Here is a 15158-nt window from a genome sequence, read left to right as displayed (position 1 = left end):
TAAGCTTACCTACTGAAAATGCATGACTGAACAAGAAAAGATGCTTGCTGGCGATTTATACTTTCCGTCAGACAAAACATTATCGGCATTGCGCAAGCAATGCCGTATGCAATTAGACGAGCTCAACACAACTTGTCAAAGTGACCACAAAAAGCGTACAAGACTACTAAAAGAGCTGTTTGGTAGTACTGGAAAAAGGCTTTACATCGAGTCTTCATTCAAATGTGATTACGGCGAAAATATTCACGTAGGCGAAAATTTTTTCGCTAACTTCAATTGTGTGATTTTAGATGCAGCGAAGGTCACGATAGGTGATAACTGCATGATTGCGCCTCAGGTCGGTTTGTACACCGCTACGCACCCATTAGATCCTGTACAAAGGGCAACCGGCATTGAGTTCGCCAAGCCCATTACTATTGGCGATAATTGCTGGATTGGTGGTATGGCGGTCATAAACCCTGGCGTAACGTTGGGAGACAATGTGGTTGTGGCCTCTGGCGCGGTGGTAACTAAGTCTTTTGGCGACAATGTGGTCATTGGTGGTAACCCCGCCAAAGTCATCAAAGAAATAGAGCAAGCCGAATAGAGCATGTGATGTTTTCGGTATCACATGCCTTAAAAAACACCTTTACACGAGTCCATACCAAGTCACATCTATCGATTTAATCTGAACCGGTAATTCAAAGACTCTTCAAGGTCCGCCATTAGTACCTCAAAGGCGGCCCCTGATTTTAGCCTAGTACACAGAGCTAGGTAAAATTAATCGCTATCCCGTTAGTAGTATAAAGACAAACGCGCTCTATAAATCGTTAATCCCAGTCTGGAGCAAAATCTGGGTTTACAATTCGGTCGCCGTTATCAAGATCATCAATAAGCACGAGCTCTGAATCAGTTAAATGTACACCACCGTAAGCTAAATTCTCTGCCAAGTGGGCTTTACTGGTTGATGAAGGGATTGCGTAAATGTGACGCTTCTCCATCCACGCCAGAACAACTTGCGCTGGCGTCGCATCGTGGTTTTGCGCTATTCGCAATAAAGTTTCGTCCTTCATTACTTTTCCTACAGCAAATGGCATATATGCAGTCGCTTTTATGCCTTTTTCCTTACACGCTTCAACAACTTTCTTATTTTGCATGAAAGGATGGATTTCAATTTGGTTGGTGTAAATCTCGCCTTTACCAAGAATCTTTTCGGCTTTATCTAACAAATCAATAGTGAAATTAGACACCCCAATATGACGAGTAAGCCCTTGCTCTTTCGCCTTCGCAAGATTGCCTAAGTAACTTTCGAGTGAAATATCAGTGCCAGGATATGGCCAATGAATAAGAAGCAAATCAACATATTCTAGCTTCAGCTTTTCTAAGCTTTCGTGAACACTTGGAATAAAATGGGCATCGCCCAATGACTCGTGCCACACCTTGGTGGTGACAAACAGTTCGCTTCTATCAAGCCCGCTGGTTTTTATGGCATCGCCAACTTGAGCTTCGTTGTCATAAAATTGTGCGGTATCAATGTGTCTGAAACCAACCTCTAGCGCTTTACTGACTGACTCACGGGCCTCGTCACCTTTCAATCGAAACGTTCCCATTCCTAACTGAGGCATATCTTTCATTACTCTCTCCTTTTCCGTGTTTGTCTTACACTACTTGACGTAGCAGCTTCACACTTTGCTACGCCATCGCTTAGAAAGAAGATCGTAATCATCGTGACTGAAATCAGAATTAAATGGGAGACAAACCTAGTGATTAAGTTGAAGAATACACATCACTGAAATAAAAAAGCCGCTAGCATGCGCTAGCGGCTTTGAGTATTCACTTACACGTGATGGATAAATAAGAAATTACTTACGTTTGGCCGGACGCCCAGCTCGTTTATTTAAGCCTTGTTGCTTACGCACTTTATGCTTTTTAACCGAGCGACGCATGCGACTTAAACGTGCGTGGTCAAGTTTACCCTGGCGTACATTCACCATAGTTTGCGTTTCATCCGGCAGTTGAACATGACTACGAAGCGCGTTCACGTCTTCTAACCCAAGTTCTACCCACGCACCTTGGGGTAGACGCTTTTGCAATTCAATTGGGCCATACTTAACACGGATCAAACGGCTTACCTGCACGCCTTGCGACTCCCAAAGACGACGCACTTCGCGGTTACGCCCCTCTTTCAAGGTCACATTATACCAACGGTTCATGCTTTCATCTTCAGCATGCTGCGGCGTAGGCGCACCTGAAATTGTCAGGAACTTTGCTTCGCCGTCTTCCAGTTCTACACCTTTTTGAAGTGTATGTAACGTTTTGCCTGTTACTTCACCAAATACACGTACAGCGTATTCGCGTTCTACTTCGCACTTAGGGTGCATTAGGCGGTTGGCTAGTTCACCATCGTTGGTGAATAACAGCAGGCCACTGGTGTTCATGTCTAGACGACCAACGGTGATCCAGCGCCCTAGTCGAATAGCGGGTAGACGGTCAAATACCGTATCGCGACCTTCAGGGTCGTGACGGCTACACAATTCACCTTCGGGTTTGTTGTACATCAAAACACGGCAAATTGGCTGTTCTGTTTGACGAGATAGCAAATGACCATCAACACGAATTTGTGCGGTGTGGTCGACTCTATCTCCTAATGTTGCTTTGGTGCCATCGACCGATACTCGGCCTTCTTCAATCCAACGTTCCATTTCTCGTCGCGAGCCTAGCCCTTGGTTAGCCAGTACTTTTTGCAACTTTTCAGTCATGGGTTTTCACTCTTTAATTGCTTGTTTACGGTCGCACGGTCTATTCAGACGGTGCCTCATTTAACACCTTAAGCGGCGAGTCTGACGCAACGCTTTCAGCCATATTTTCGAAAGCATCAGCATTGGGCAAATCGCTCAACGACGTCATCGAAAAATAGTCTAAGAAGCCTTTGGTAGTTGCATAAAGTGCTGGTCGCCCAGGCACTTCTTTGTGACCTACTACCTTTACCCAGTCTCGTTCTGTGAGTGTCTTTATAATATTACTGCTTACCGCCACGCCCCTTACCTGCTCTATTTCTCCGCGGGTTATAGGTTGACGATAGGCAATGAGTGCCAAGGTTTCGAGCATTGCTCTAGAATACTTTGGCGCATTTTCCTGCCACAATTTGCTTAACCACGGGCTTAACGCATCTAACGATTGAAAGCGATAGCCACTTGCTACTTCCACCAGTTGAATGCCTCTTGGCTGATAGTCTAACTTTAGTTCGTTAATCACCTTACTCAAGGTTCTATCAGCGACGGTAAACTCATTGAGTACCGTTTCTTTTAAATGCTGCTTTGAAATAGGCTTATCAGCAACAAATATTGCTGCCTCTACCAATTGTTTAAGCTGCGCCGTGTTAATTTTCTTCATGGGCACCTAATTTTACATGAATTTTTGCATAAGGACCTGCCTGAATGCATAAAATTAGCTGTTCTTTTACTAATTCTAAAATTGCTAAGAAGCAAACCACTACCCCAGCTTTACCTTCTTCAACCGTAAATAGGCGTTCAAGTGGCGTATATTCTGTTGTTGTGAGTAACGACAAGATGAGCGACATACGCTCTCGCGTACTCAGTGCTTCCCTTGCAATGGTATGGTGTTCAAACGCTTCAGCGCGTTTCATGGCCGCACTGAACGCCAATACAATTTCGGCTAAAGACACGTCGGGCTCAATGCGAATTGGCGCCACATTCTCACTTAGTTCAACGTGAGTGGTGAAAATATCCCGCTCAAGTCTAGGCTGTATATCTAAATCTTCCGCCGCCTGCTTAACTAGCTCGTATTCTTTTAATCGGCGAATAAGCTCTGCGCGAGGGTCTTCTTCTTCGTCGGAATCATCGCTGCGTTTAGGTAGTAGAAGCCTGGACTTAATTTCTGCCAATATGGCTGCCATCAGCAAGTACTCTGCCGCTAGCTCTAACTTTAGCGACATCATGGCATCCACATATTCCATATACTGCTTGGTAACATCAGCGATGGGCAGTGTGGTGATATCAAACTTTTGTTTTCTAATCAGATAAAGCAGTAAGTCGAGCGGCCCTTCGAAGGTTTCTAATATGACCTCTAGGGCATCGGGGGGAATGAAGAGATCTTCAGGCTTTTCAATTAGCGCTTCGCCATTAATAAACGCAAGTGGCAACGGCTGCTGAACAGGTGTCGAAAGCCCCTTCTCAACAGAGGCATCATTATCGTTATTATTGTCTTCAACAAACTCTGACACAGTTCCACAACCGTTTTTACGCGCTAACAAAGCGGCGATTATTGATATTATTATTTACGCGTTCACGCGAGGGCCTGTAGTGCTTCGCTGTACATCGAAGCGCTACAGGCCCTCGCAACATAGCTTACGGTTTCCTGCTATAACTTTCACCTGCAACAAGCAAAAGAAACTAGTTAAAATAGGCTATCTACAACAATCTGTTCAAAAAAACAGTAAAACGAAAGTTACTCAAAGGGAGACGGATCGCCCGTGCCATGTCGCACAATTACCGGCGTGTCTTCCGACAAATCAACCACGGTAGTGGGCTGCTCTCCGATGTAACCACCGTGAATAATAAGCCCTACTTGCTTTTCTAAGTTGTCGCGAATGACATCTGGGTCTGATTCGGCCATGGTGTTACCTGGCAAAATCAAAGACGTAGACATCAATGGTTCGCCCAGCTCTTCCAATAATGCAAGTGCAATGGCGTTATCGGGCACGCGAATTCCAATGGTCTTACGTTTAGGATTTTGCAAACGCTTTGGTACTTCGCGGGTCGCTTTCAACACGAAGGTGTAACGCCCTGGTGTATTGTTCTTAATTTGCCTGAACGCCGTGTTGTCTACCTTTGCGTAAATTGATAGCTCAGACATGTCTCGACACATTAAGGTAAAGTTGTGATCTTTATCGATTTGACGAATACGACACAACTGCTCAAGCGCCTTTTTGTCTTCCATTTGGCAACCTATGGCGTAGCCTGAGTCTGTCGGATACACCACCACTGCCCCCTCTCGAATTAACTCACAAGCCTGACTAATTAGGCGCTTTTGCGGGTTGTCGGGGTGCACATAGAAAAATTGACTCATAATTACTTCCTTTTCTTAAACGCGCAGAACGATACTACTTTGCCAACGAGGTAAGTGTCTGTCCACTCGTAAAGCTTGCTGGTTAAGCTCGTTGGTAAAACTCGCTTTTAAGCTTTTTACCAACCAACTCTCGGCATTTTAATTAGCTTTAGCGCTCATCAACCGTACGTCAACCATTTGCCTTACCTTGCCCATTTATACCGAGAGCGTTGCAAATTAGATTTCCTTAGCTCTCGGCCATCTGCCCTTCAAATTGTTTCCAATTATGCCATACGGGTGTGAGCTTACTGCTAATGCCGAGGTTCTTACCCAGCTCAGTCCAACGAGACGGAAAGTGAAAATCAGAGCCCGCCGATGCTAATAACTGATGGGTTTGTGCAAGCTCATTAATAAGCTCTTGTTTGGTTTTATTGATACCTGGAAATGCGGTTTCAATGGCGTCGCCACCAGCTTGTTCGAACAAGGCCACCAAGCGCCGTAGCCACTTCGCTGTCATATCATAATGAGCAGGATGAGCCAGTACAGCTTGTCCACCTGCATCGTGTATCCACTCGATAGCAGTTTCGATACTTGGCCACTCTGCTTTAACTGCAGCTCGTTTGCCTTTGCCAAGATACTTCTTAAACGCGGCGTCCATACTTGGCACACCGTAGTTGTTTACTAATACGCGCGCAAAGTGCGCCCGTGTCACCTGGCCAACGCCCGCTAGCGCTTTTGCTCGCGTTAGAACACCTTCAAACCCACACTTTTCGAGCTTATCAGCAATTTTTTCAGCTCGGGCTTCTCGGGTTTGAGACTGGCCTTGCAGCCGCTCAAGAAACGTTGGGCAGTGTCTGTCCACATTTAATCCAACTATATGGATATCGAAACTGTGCCAAGTGGTGGAAATTTCAACACCATCAATAATGGTTAATGCACGTTTTTGCTTCGATTGGGTAGCATGTGCTTCTTCCAAACCGGCTACGGTATCGTGGTCGGTAACGGCAAGCGCATCCACCTGCATGGTGTGCGCGCGAAGGATTAATTCTTCTGGCGTTAGGTGGCCATCGGAGAATTTTGTATGACTGTGTAGATCTATTTTCAATGTCTTATGCAAATTTTAGGTTGACACAAACGGCAATTTGTTTTCTTCTATACACACAAAGTATACGTACTAACCGCTTCAAATCCTATTGAAGTTTGGAAAAACAACGAGTAATTCATGCATTCATACAATATTTCAACAGCAATGACAGTTGCAGCTTGGTGGTGGCACTCCCTAACTTAACGGGCGGTGTGCACTGTAGTGCGTGAATGAATACACATAAAGGCCCGTTTATACGGGCCTTTTTTTTGTCTTTTTGCAGTTGGAGAGTAGCAAAAATGAGTTTAGCGGAACTGGGGATTTCCCCAGGTAAGGTAGAGACAATTGAGCAGGTGGGACACTATGTCGATGATCCACTTGCCGCGTTTGCCCACCTTTGTGGCAATAAAAATAACGCACTGCTTTTAGAGTCGGCAGAAATTGATTCTAAAGACGATTTACAAAGCTTGTTAATGGTTGACGCAGCACTGCGCATGGAATGCCGGGGCAACCGCGTTGAAGTGAAAGCACTGACAGGCAACGGCGCTTCAGTGTTACCTTTATTTGTTGACCACGCCCCTGACGGCCTACACATCAAAGAAAGGACAGACACTTCAATTACGTTGGTGTGTGATGAAGCCGACGGTGAACTTGACGAAGACAGCCGCTTAAAGGCCGCAAGCGTAATGGACGCGCTTCGCATTGTTATCAATAAGATAACGCCAATCCGCCAACATCCCCACGCGGTTTTCTTAGGCGGTGTATTTGCCTACGACATGCTAGCAGGCTTTGAAAAATTACCCGATGTTGCAGAAGGTGAAAATGACTGTCCAGACTTTGTATTTTACTTGGCAGAGACCTTAATTACCGTTGACCACCAAACCCGCGAGACACATTTAATTGGCAGTGTTTTTAGCGGACAAGACGTTGCCCAGCAATACTTTGCCATTGCTCAGCGCTTAGAAGCCATTCATCAGCAGCTACACGATATGCCTGCCAAGCCCGTGCTAGTGGGTGCAAATACTGTAAAGATTACTGATGTAGAAAGTGAAGCACAAAGTGGACAGTCACTCGTTTGCGACTCAGAACACTCAAACGAAACCGAAAACGGACAGTCACTTTCTTCTTTTGACCCAAGCGTTGAAGTGAGTGTTGATTTAAGTGATGAACAGTTTTGCAACCATGTGCTGGACTTAAAACAGCACATTTTAGCTGGCGACATTTTTCAGGTTGTGCCCTCGCGCACATTCTCTCTCCCCTGCCCGTCGCCACTACTTGCTTACGCTAAACTTAAAGAATCAAACCCAAGCCCTTACATGTTTTACATGCAAGATACCGCTTTCAGCATATTTGGTGCCTCTCCTGAATCAGCGCTTAAATACGAAAGAGAAAGTAATCAGGTAGAGATCTACCCAATTGCCGGTACCCGTCCACGCGGCAAGCGCCCTGATGGCAGTATAGACAGAGATTTAGACAGCCGTATTGAGCTTAACCTTCGCGAAGACACCAAAGAAAAGTCTGAGCACATTATGCTGGTTGACCTTGCCCGAAACGATGTGGCAAAGGTGAGTCGCCCAGGTACGCGCTATGTGAAAGACTTGCTTAAAGTTGACCGTTACTCTCATGTGATGCACTTGGTGTCACGCGTGGTTGGTCAACTACGTGACGACTTAGATCCACTGCACGCTTATCAAGCCTGCATGAATATGGGCACCCTAGTTGGCGCACCAAAAGTAAGCGCAGCGACGTTAATTCGTGAAGTAGAGAAAAAACGCCGCGGCAGTTATGGCGGCGCGGTTGGCTACTTGAATGGTCAAGGCGATATGGACACTTGTATAGTCATTCGCTCAGCGTTTGTGAAAAACGGTACGGCTTATATTCAAGCGGGTGCAGGTGTAGTATATGACTCGGTTCCACAAGCTGAAGCTGATGAAACCCGCGCTAAGGCACAAGCGGTAATCGGTGCAGTAAAAGCAGCGCTACAAGAAGAAGCTGAAAGTATCAACGTTGCATTAAATGAAGGAGGCAACGCATGAATCAGCAAGTGACCACCCTATTTTTGCTCGACAATGTAGACTCATTTACCTACAACCTTGTAGACGAACTGCGCACCTTAAACCTAGACATTAAGGTCTATCGCAACACGGTTTCTGCAAATGCTCTGTTTGAAAGAATGCAGGAACAAGCAACGAAAGGCCCAGTGCTTCTTATGTTGTCACCAGGTCCAGGCGCACCAAGTGAAGCCGGCTGTATGCCTGAGCTACTTAAAAAAGTACACGGCGTGTTCCCCGTAATTGGTATTTGCTTAGGCCATCAAGCTATTGTTGAGCATTACGGCGGCACCGTAGGTCGCGCCAGCCAAGTTATGCACGGCAAGTCTTCTGCTATTACCCATTCTGAGGACGCCATGTTCAAAGGCTTACAGCAGCCCTTACATGTCGCGCGCTACCACTCTTTAGTGGCACATTCATTGCCTGAAAACCTTACTGTTTGCGCATCTACAATAAACGATGACGGCAGTGAGGCCGTAATGGCAGTTTACAACAGCGAAGATCGCATGTTGGGTTTCCAATTTCACCCAGAATCTATTTTAACAGCCCACGGCAGTTTGCTGTTAAAGCAAAGTATTGACTATTTAACGTTACAGGGAGCGAACCATGCTTAACGCAGGCCCTCTACTAGAACAAATTATGTTGCGAGAATCACTGTCGCAAACCGAGGCATACAGCTTGTTTAACAGCATCATGCACGGTGAGCAAAGCGAGGTGATGATTGCTTCAGTGCTGACTGCGCTGAAAATGAAAAAAGAATCTCCCAGCGAAATTGCGGGTGCGGCGAGTGCCATGGTTGCCAATGCACTGCCCTTTCCCACACCGTCTTATGAGTTTGCAGATATCGTTGGTACAGGCGGAGATGGCCACAACACCATTAATATTTCCAGTGCAGCCGGTGTAGTTGCCGCATCTTGTGGCGTGAAGGTGGCGAAACACGGTAATCGCAGTGTTTCGAGTAAGTCTGGCTCTGCTGATTTATTTCGCCAGTTTGGTCTTAATTTAGAAATTAGCCCAGAAACATCCCGCAAGTGCTTAGATGAAGCAAATTTCACATTTCTTTTTGCACCGGTTTATCACGCCGGTATGCGCCATGCAGCCCCCGTGCGCGCTGCGATGAAGACCAGAACCTTGTTTAATATACTGGGGCCGCTGGCAAACCCGGCGGGTCCAACTCACGGCGTTTTCGGCGTATACTCGCCTGAACTGCTTGAACCTTACGCAAAAACCCTTATGCTGCTTGGCCAACACCGCGCAATGATAGTGCATGGCGATGGCTTGGATGAACTGGCGCTTCACGGCGAATCAATGATTTACGATCTTGAGCATGGCGATATTCGCAAGCTTACCGTTACCGCCGAAGACTTCGGTTTACCTCATTATCCTCTTTCTGCGATTGAGGGCGGTGAACCTGAAGAAAACAGACAATTTGTTGAAGCAGCGCTAAACGGCGAAGGTAAAGAGGCGCACCGTGCCGCTATCGCCATGAACTGCGGGGCACTGTTGAAAGTAACCGGCAAAGCCTCAACCTTCAAAGAAGGGGCTGAAATGGCGATGAACGCTATGGCCGAAGGGTTACCCATGCAGTTATTAACGAAGGTTGCCAAAATTACTCAGGAGGTAAGCACGAATGGCTAATGTGCTTGAGAAAATTGTTGCAGACAAACGAGAAGAAGTGGCCGCACGCAAAGAAGCACTGCCGCTAGAAAACTTCAAGGCGAATCTAGTTCCTTCCGAAAAGAGTTTATTTGCCACACTTAGTGAACCAAACGCAGGCTTTATCTTCGAATGCAAAAAAGCATCGCCTTCAAAAGGCCTTATTCGAGAGCATTTCGATTTAGACGAGATTTTAGCGGCTTACACGCCTTATGCTGCCGGTATTTCTGTGCTGACAGACGAGAAGTACTTCCAAGGTAAATTTGAGTACTTAGCTTATGTTACTGAGCGTGTTGCTCAGCCTGTGCTTAACAAAGATTTCTTCGTTGATACCTACCAAGTGTATCTAGCCCGTCACTATAATGCCGACGCAGTGCTATTAATGCTTAGTGTGCTAAATGATGACGAATATCGCGAGTTGGCAAGCGTTGCCAATGCTCTGTCTTTAGACATTCTTACCGAAGTAAGTAATGAAGAAGAAATGGAGCGCGCTATTGCCCTTGAAGCCAACATCATTGGTATCAATAATCGCAACTTACGCGACCTTTCTACCGATTTAGCGACCACCGAACGCCTTGTGCCCATGCTTGAAAAAGCCACGCACGACTACGTGGTTATTTCAGAGTCGGGCATATACACACACCAAGACGTGCTTCGTTTAGCGCCTGTATCCCAAGGCTTTTTGGTGGGCAGTGCGTTAATGGCAGAGTCTGACCTACCGCGCGCTGTGAAAACGTTAGTGAATGGCGCAGTTAAAGTGTGCGGACTTACCAACCCCGAACAAGCGCAAATGGCGTTTGATAAAGGCGCTAGCTTTGGAGGGCTTATCTTCGCTAGAAAATCGCCACGCTATGTGAGCGAAGCACAGGCTTTGACTATAACGCAGAGCCTAGACGGTGCTTTTGTTGGTGTGTTCGTTAATCACGACATTGATGAAGTGGCATCACTCGCCGCCTCGCTCAACCTTTTTGCCGTGCAGCTTCACGGCAGCGAAGATGACACCTACATTTCAGCGCTTGCTGCCAAGCTTCCAGAAGGTTGTGAAATTTGGAAAGTCGAAGGTGTTAAAGCAACCTCTTCTGGCGCACTACCAGACGCAGTGGACAGACACTTAAAAAATAGCCTTGTAAGCCGTGTTCTTCTGGATTGCCAAGTGGGTGATGTCAAAGGCGGTACAGGCGAAGCGTTCAACTGGCAGCTATTAAACGATATCAAAGCGAAGCATAAGTTAGTGCTTGCTGGCGGTATTAACGCCCAGAATGTTGCAGAAGCTATTGCAACCGGCTGTGGTGCTATTGATGTGAATTCAGGCGTAGAAACCGTACCCGGCGTGAAAAGCGAAGAAAAACTCGACGCGCTTTTTGCCATTTGCCGCCGTTACTAATTTAAATACAGGACAACGTAATGAACCAGTTAGATACAAAATTTGGTGAATTTGGTGGCATGTACGTGCCCGAGCTACTTATTCCAGCACTAGACCAACTGGAAAAAGCATTTTTGGATGCCAAGGACGACCCGACATTTAACGAGGAGTTTTTATCTCTGTTAAAAGACTATGCGGGTCGCCCGACGTCAATGACGTTAACTCGCAACCTAGTAAGTAATCCAAAGGTAAAGTTATACCTAAAGCGTGAAGACCTACTACACGGTGGTGCACACAAAACTAATCAGGTGTTAGGCCAAGCGCTACTGACTAAGCGCATGGGTAAAAAAGAAGTTATCGCCGAAACAGGCGCGGGCCAACACGGTGTTGCAACCGCGTTAGCATGTGCATTGTTGGGGCTAAAAGCACGTATTTATATGGGTGCGAAAGACGTTGAGCGTCAAGCGCCAAACGTGTTTCGTATGAAGCTAATGGGCGCAGAGGTTATTCCTGTGAATGCCGGTTCTGGTACGCTTAAAGATGCCGTAAACGAAGCCATGCGCGACTGGTCAGCGAACTATGATAAAGCGCACTATTTGTTAGGCACAGCCGCGGGTCCTCACCCGTTCCCGACCATTGTTCGTGAATATCACCGCATGATTGGTGAGGAAACTCGTGCACAAATTATGGAAAAAGAAGGTCGCTTGCCTGACGCAGTAGTAGCATGTGTGGGCGGAGGCTCAAATGCTATCGGTATGTTTGCAGACTTTATTGATGAGCCATCTGTACGCCTAGTTGGCGTTGAGCCTGCGGGTAAAGGTGTGCACACCAAAGAGCACGGCGCAACTATCGTGACGGGTACAAAAGGTATTCTTCACGGCGCATACACCTTCATTATGCAAGACAAAGAAGGTCAGATTGAAGAGAGCTACTCAGTATCTGCTGGTCTGGACTACCCTGCTGTTGGCCCTCAGCATGCTTATCTTCACGACATTGGCCGAGCGGAATACGTGGCCGCCACCGACGAAGAAGCGCTGAACGCATTCCAATTGCTTGCAAGAAAAGAAGGTATTATTCCTGCCCTTGAATCGTCGCATGCCTTAGCGCATGCGCTTAATATGGCAGATGAAGCGGAAGAAGAAACCATCATCGTAGTTAACTTATCAGGTCGTGGCGACAAAGATTTAGCGCACGTTATCAATATTTTAGGGGACGATTTATAATGGATAGATATGCACAAATGTTTGCCGGGCTTGATGAAAAGAACCAAGGCGCTTTCGTACCTTTCGTAATGGTAGGTGACCCCGATTTAGCGCAATCTGAAGCCATTATTTGCCAGCTAGTAGAAAGCGGCGCTGACGCACTTGAGTTAGGTATCCCTTACTCAGACCCCATTGCTGATGGCCCCACAATACAAGCTTCTGCCATTCGCGCGTTAAGTAATAAGGTGACGGTAGCCGATTGCTTGGGTGTTATTTCACGTGTTCGCGCAAAATATCCTAATGTGCCTATCGGCTTGCTTCTGTACAGCAACTTAGTCATGGCCCAAGGCATCGAAAATTTTTACAATAAAGCGCAAGAGGCAGGCGTTGACTCAATTTTGGTCGCTGACGTTCCTATTCGCGAAGCGGCTCCTTTTCAAAAAGCAGCCGAAGCCACTGGCATTTCACAAATTTTGATTGCACCACCTAATGCTACTGACGAAACTATGGAAAAAATCGGGGAATACTCGAAAGGTTACACGTATTTGCTGGGTCGTGCGGGCGTTACTGGCGCAGAAACTGCGGCAAACGTGCCCGCTTCAGAGCTTATTGAGCGCTTGAACAAACACAAAGCAGCACCAGCATTGTTAGGCTTTGGTATTTCTACACCGGAACAGGTTAAATCTGCTATTGACGCAGGTGCCGCTGGCGCAATTTCAGGCTCGGCGACAGTGAATATTATCGCTGCCAATTTATCGGACAGTCACAAAATGCTAAGCGAGCTCGGCAGCTTTGTTGAAAGCATGAAAGCAGCTACGGCAAAAGGATAAACGTATGCTATATATGATTTGTGCAACCGATGTGGCGGACAGTCTAGAAAAACGCCTAGCGGCGCGACCTGCTCACCTTGAACGTTTGAATGCATTAAAAGATGCGGGCCGTTTAGTTATGGCAGGCCCCTTCCCTGCTGTAGATAGCCTAGATCCAGGCCCAGCCGGATTTACTGGTTCGCTAGTAGTAGCAGAGTTTGATTCACTAGAGGCTGCTCAAACATGGGCAGAAGCCGACCCGTACATCGAAGCTGGTGTTTACGAAAGTGTTGTAGTTAAACCTTACAAAAAGGTTTTGCCTTAATTTTTAGCTAAACGCTAAGTAGCAAACTGCGATAAATAACGAACGCCCCTTGAGACCGAATAGCTCCGGTTTTAAGGGGCTTTTTTGTTGCTTCAACAGTAACAAAGCTAACACTTATTTATTAAACTAGTGTGGACAGTCACTCATTTGCTAGACCAATGAGGACACACACTCGTAATTGTTTGCCAAGCTTCATTTGGTTGATAATGGACGGTCACTTAATAATCAGCCAACAATCGCAATAAACAATCCCTTGTGGACAGACACTCGCTCCTCTGAGTAAGTGTCTCAGCGCCTCAAAGCTTCGTCATAAAATTGGCCCATAATACTGCGTTTAAAGATCGACCTTTTCGTGTTCACCCATCTCTTCTGGCTTTACCGTTTTACCAGCAAGCATTTTAAACATGCCTTTGAGTGAAGGGTCTGCATCCCACACTTCTGCATCTATAAGTTCGACGCGAAGCATTAATAAAGAAGGATCATCTTTACCTTTCTCGAACCATGCTTCTACTGGATTAGACCAGTATTTATCAATCACCTCTTTACGTGATTCAACAGTGAGGTTGCCTCGTATACAAGCAAATACATCATGACCTTTGGATGCAAAATGAACCATGGCTTTTCCACCTTTTGCAATGCGGTTGTCTCGACTAGTGTAAAACCAAAACTCGCTATCAGCGTCTTTATCAAGTTGGGCGTACATAGGCTCGGCATGCATATCCTCGCCAACCAGACTTACCATAACTTTTGGACTATCTGACATTGCTTTCCACATTGTTTTCTTAATATCGCTAGACATAGCTCCTCCTTGTTGAAAATAAGTGTCTGTCCGACGTTTCTATTGAATGGATCAGTTGAACAAAACGCCTTATTTTCATTTTATTGATTCATCTGAAGCTTATGCCTCGCACGTGGCATGCCAAAAAAGTCAATATCATCCTGCTCAGCTGCCAAAAGAGTTATTGAGAAACGTAAGCTCTTAACTACACGCCAGTTAGGTACAGCTTTGGACACACACTCGTACATCCAAATGAGCGTTGTGAACTATTTATCAAAAAACGAGGACAGTCACTCGTTTGCACGATAAACATTGGTCCCCCTTAATGACAATCAACAAAGTGGACAGACACTTTTTCAAAGTAGGAGTAAAGATTACTCAATATGACTTCCAGCCTCATAGCAATTAAGTGTCTGTCCACAATATTTGCTTTTTCGTAAATGCCATTTACTTAAGGCTTATATACAGCTTTTGCTCCGCAAGGTAGACTAAACCTAGTTCAGAATGGGTTCAGTTAACCAAGTTATACTTATCTGTAGTTTGGCCTGAGTGGGATAATAATTGTGAGGTTATATGAAATTATCGCTTCGTGTTGCAGTAGTTTGTTTAGTGTTAGCTTTGTCTAACACAGCGCCAGCTTTGGCGTTTCAAGACTCTGGCGGCGATATATCAAAAAGCGAAGCTGCTGAGCGAGCTCGCGTTGCTGTAAATGGACGCGTCTTAAAAGTTGAACAGACCTCAAAAAACTACCGGGTAAAAGTACTTAAAAAGTCAGGGCGAGTAGTATCAGTAGACGTAGACAAACGCTCAGGCAAGGTAAAAACAAATAAAGATAAGGACTAAC

16 protein-coding genes are annotated in these 15158 nt (G+C 46.0%); 9 read left to right on the top strand and 7 right to left on the bottom strand.

Annotated features, from left to right (window positions below; all coding sequences use genetic code 11):
- The first annotated feature begins 22 nt into the window (after nt 1-22).
- Entirely contained in the window at nt 23-586 is a 564-nt protein-coding gene (locus F0261_RS13050; RefSeq protein ID WP_039230376.1) for a sugar O-acetyltransferase, read from the top strand.
- A gap of 223 nt (nt 587-809) precedes the next feature.
- Here the strand turns inward: F0261_RS13050 and dkgB are convergent, their stop codons facing one another.
- The 6 genes from dkgB to F0261_RS13020 all read right to left on the bottom strand — a co-directional run bounded on the left by dkgB (nt 810) and on the right by F0261_RS13020 (nt 6151).
- On the bottom strand, nt 810-1613 hold the full coding sequence (dkgB, locus tag F0261_RS13045; RefSeq protein ID WP_171338173.1) for a 2,5-didehydrogluconate reductase DkgB: 804 nt from the start codon (nt 1611-1613) through the stop codon (nt 810-812).
- 228 nt (nt 1614-1841) lie between these two features.
- Complete coding sequence (gene rluB / locus F0261_RS13040; RefSeq protein WP_014948949.1) at nt 1842-2738, bottom strand: 23S rRNA pseudouridine(2605) synthase RluB; 897 nt, start codon at nt 2736-2738, stop codon at nt 1842-1844.
- Between the two features lie 40 nt (nt 2739-2778).
- The gene (gene scpB / locus F0261_RS13035) at nt 2779-3372 is read right to left on the bottom strand and encodes an SMC-Scp complex subunit ScpB (RefSeq protein ID WP_014948948.1); all 594 of its coding nucleotides are present in this window, start codon (nt 3370-3372) and stop codon (nt 2779-2781) included.
- Nucleotides 3359-4222: a ScpA family protein gene (locus tag F0261_RS13030; protein WP_014978837.1), complete on the bottom strand. Its 864-nt coding sequence runs from the start codon at nt 4220-4222 to the stop codon at nt 3359-3361. Before F0261_RS13030 ends, scpB begins: the two co-directional genes overlap by 14 nt.
- A 224-nt stretch (nt 4223-4446) precedes the next feature.
- Nucleotides 4447-5067 (bottom strand): L-threonylcarbamoyladenylate synthase, encoded by a 621-nt coding sequence (locus F0261_RS13025; RefSeq protein WP_014948946.1) that lies wholly within the window; start codon nt 5065-5067, stop codon nt 4447-4449.
- Between the two features lie 226 nt (nt 5068-5293).
- The gene (locus F0261_RS13020; RefSeq protein WP_110287860.1) at nt 5294-6151 is read right to left on the bottom strand and encodes a PHP domain-containing protein; all 858 of its coding nucleotides are present in this window, start codon (nt 6149-6151) and stop codon (nt 5294-5296) included.
- Nucleotides 6152-6429: 278 nt separating this feature from the next.
- Here F0261_RS13020 and F0261_RS13015 point away from each other — a divergent pair, with 278 nt between their 5' ends.
- The 7 genes from F0261_RS13015 to F0261_RS12985 are packed head-to-tail and all read left to right on the top strand — an operon-like array spanning nt 6430 to nt 13536.
- Nucleotides 6430-8166, top strand: a complete 1737-nt coding sequence (locus F0261_RS13015; protein WP_171338172.1) for an anthranilate synthase component 1 — start codon at nt 6430-6432, stop codon at nt 8164-8166.
- Entirely contained in the window at nt 8163-8795 is a 633-nt protein-coding gene (locus tag F0261_RS13010; RefSeq protein WP_101563971.1) for an aminodeoxychorismate/anthranilate synthase component II, read from the top strand. Before F0261_RS13015 ends, F0261_RS13010 begins: the two co-directional genes overlap by 4 nt.
- On the top strand, nt 8788-9819 hold the full coding sequence (gene trpD, locus F0261_RS13005) for an anthranilate phosphoribosyltransferase (RefSeq protein WP_014948943.1): 1032 nt from the start codon (nt 8788-8790) through the stop codon (nt 9817-9819). Before F0261_RS13010 ends, trpD begins: the two co-directional genes overlap by 8 nt.
- Complete coding sequence (gene trpCF, locus F0261_RS13000; RefSeq protein WP_171338171.1) at nt 9812-11221, top strand: bifunctional indole-3-glycerol-phosphate synthase TrpC/phosphoribosylanthranilate isomerase TrpF; 1410 nt, start codon at nt 9812-9814, stop codon at nt 11219-11221. Before trpD ends, trpCF begins: the two co-directional genes overlap by 8 nt.
- A gap of 20 nt (nt 11222-11241) precedes the next feature.
- On the top strand, nt 11242-12423 hold the full coding sequence (gene trpB / locus F0261_RS12995) for a tryptophan synthase subunit beta (RefSeq protein WP_014976090.1): 1182 nt from the start codon (nt 11242-11244) through the stop codon (nt 12421-12423).
- Complete coding sequence (gene trpA, locus F0261_RS12990) at nt 12423-13232, top strand: tryptophan synthase subunit alpha (RefSeq protein ID WP_171338170.1); 810 nt, start codon at nt 12423-12425, stop codon at nt 13230-13232. The genes trpB and trpA overlap by 1 nt, the downstream gene beginning before the upstream one ends.
- A 4-nt stretch (nt 13233-13236) precedes the next feature.
- A complete protein-coding gene (locus F0261_RS12985; RefSeq protein ID WP_171338169.1) occupies nt 13237-13536 on the top strand; it encodes a YciI family protein in 300 nt (99 codons plus the stop codon).
- A 334-nt stretch (nt 13537-13870) separates the two neighbouring features.
- On the opposite strand, the gene F0261_RS12980 is transcribed toward F0261_RS12985, so the two are convergent.
- Complete coding sequence (locus F0261_RS12980) at nt 13871-14335, bottom strand: pyridoxamine 5'-phosphate oxidase family protein (protein ID WP_171338168.1); 465 nt, start codon at nt 14333-14335, stop codon at nt 13871-13873.
- 552 nt (nt 14336-14887) lie between these two features.
- On the opposite strand from F0261_RS12980, the gene F0261_RS12975 reads away from it, so the two are divergent.
- Nucleotides 14888-15157: a PepSY domain-containing protein gene (locus F0261_RS12975; RefSeq protein WP_014948937.1), complete on the top strand. Its 270-nt coding sequence runs from the start codon at nt 14888-14890 to the stop codon at nt 15155-15157.
- Nucleotide 15158 lies beyond the last annotated feature (1 nt).

The organism is Alteromonas sp. 07-89-2, from assembly GCF_013113925.1.
In the GTDB taxonomy this organism is placed as follows: Bacteria; Pseudomonadota; Gammaproteobacteria; order Enterobacterales; family Alteromonadaceae; genus Alteromonas; species Alteromonas macleodii.
This window is presented reverse-complemented; position numbering and strand designations above follow the sequence as displayed.

Coding starts and splice junctions, on each gene's coding strand:
- F0261_RS13050 (WP_039230376.1), top strand. CDS start 23: ATGACTGAACAAGAAAAGATGCTTGCTGGCGATTTATACTTTCCGTCA.
- dkgB (WP_171338173.1), bottom strand. CDS start 1,613: ATGAAAGATATGCCTCAGTTAGGAATGGGAACGTTTCGATTGAAAGGT.
- rluB (WP_014948949.1), bottom strand. CDS start 2,738: ATGACTGAAAAGTTGCAAAAAGTACTGGCTAACCAAGGGCTAGGCTCG.
- scpB (WP_014948948.1), bottom strand. CDS start 3,372: ATGAAGAAAATTAACACGGCGCAGCTTAAACAATTGGTAGAGGCAGCA.
- F0261_RS13025 (WP_014948946.1), bottom strand. CDS start 5,067: ATGAGTCAATTTTTCTATGTGCACCCCGACAACCCGCAAAAGCGCCTA.
- F0261_RS13015 (WP_171338172.1), top strand. CDS start 6,430: ATGAGTTTAGCGGAACTGGGGATTTCCCCAGGTAAGGTAGAGACAATT.
- F0261_RS13010 (WP_101563971.1), top strand. CDS start 8,163: ATGAATCAGCAAGTGACCACCCTATTTTTGCTCGACAATGTAGACTCA.
- trpD (WP_014948943.1), top strand. CDS start 8,788: ATGCTTAACGCAGGCCCTCTACTAGAACAAATTATGTTGCGAGAATCA.
- trpCF (WP_171338171.1), top strand. CDS start 9,812: ATGGCTAATGTGCTTGAGAAAATTGTTGCAGACAAACGAGAAGAAGTG.
- trpB (WP_014976090.1), top strand. CDS start 11,242: ATGAACCAGTTAGATACAAAATTTGGTGAATTTGGTGGCATGTACGTG.
- trpA (WP_171338170.1), top strand. CDS start 12,423: ATGGATAGATATGCACAAATGTTTGCCGGGCTTGATGAAAAGAACCAA.
- F0261_RS12985 (WP_171338169.1), top strand. CDS start 13,237: ATGCTATATATGATTTGTGCAACCGATGTGGCGGACAGTCTAGAAAAA.
- F0261_RS12980 (WP_171338168.1), bottom strand. CDS start 14,335: ATGTCTAGCGATATTAAGAAAACAATGTGGAAAGCAATGTCAGATAGT.
- F0261_RS12975 (WP_014948937.1), top strand. CDS start 14,888: ATGAAATTATCGCTTCGTGTTGCAGTAGTTTGTTTAGTGTTAGCTTTG.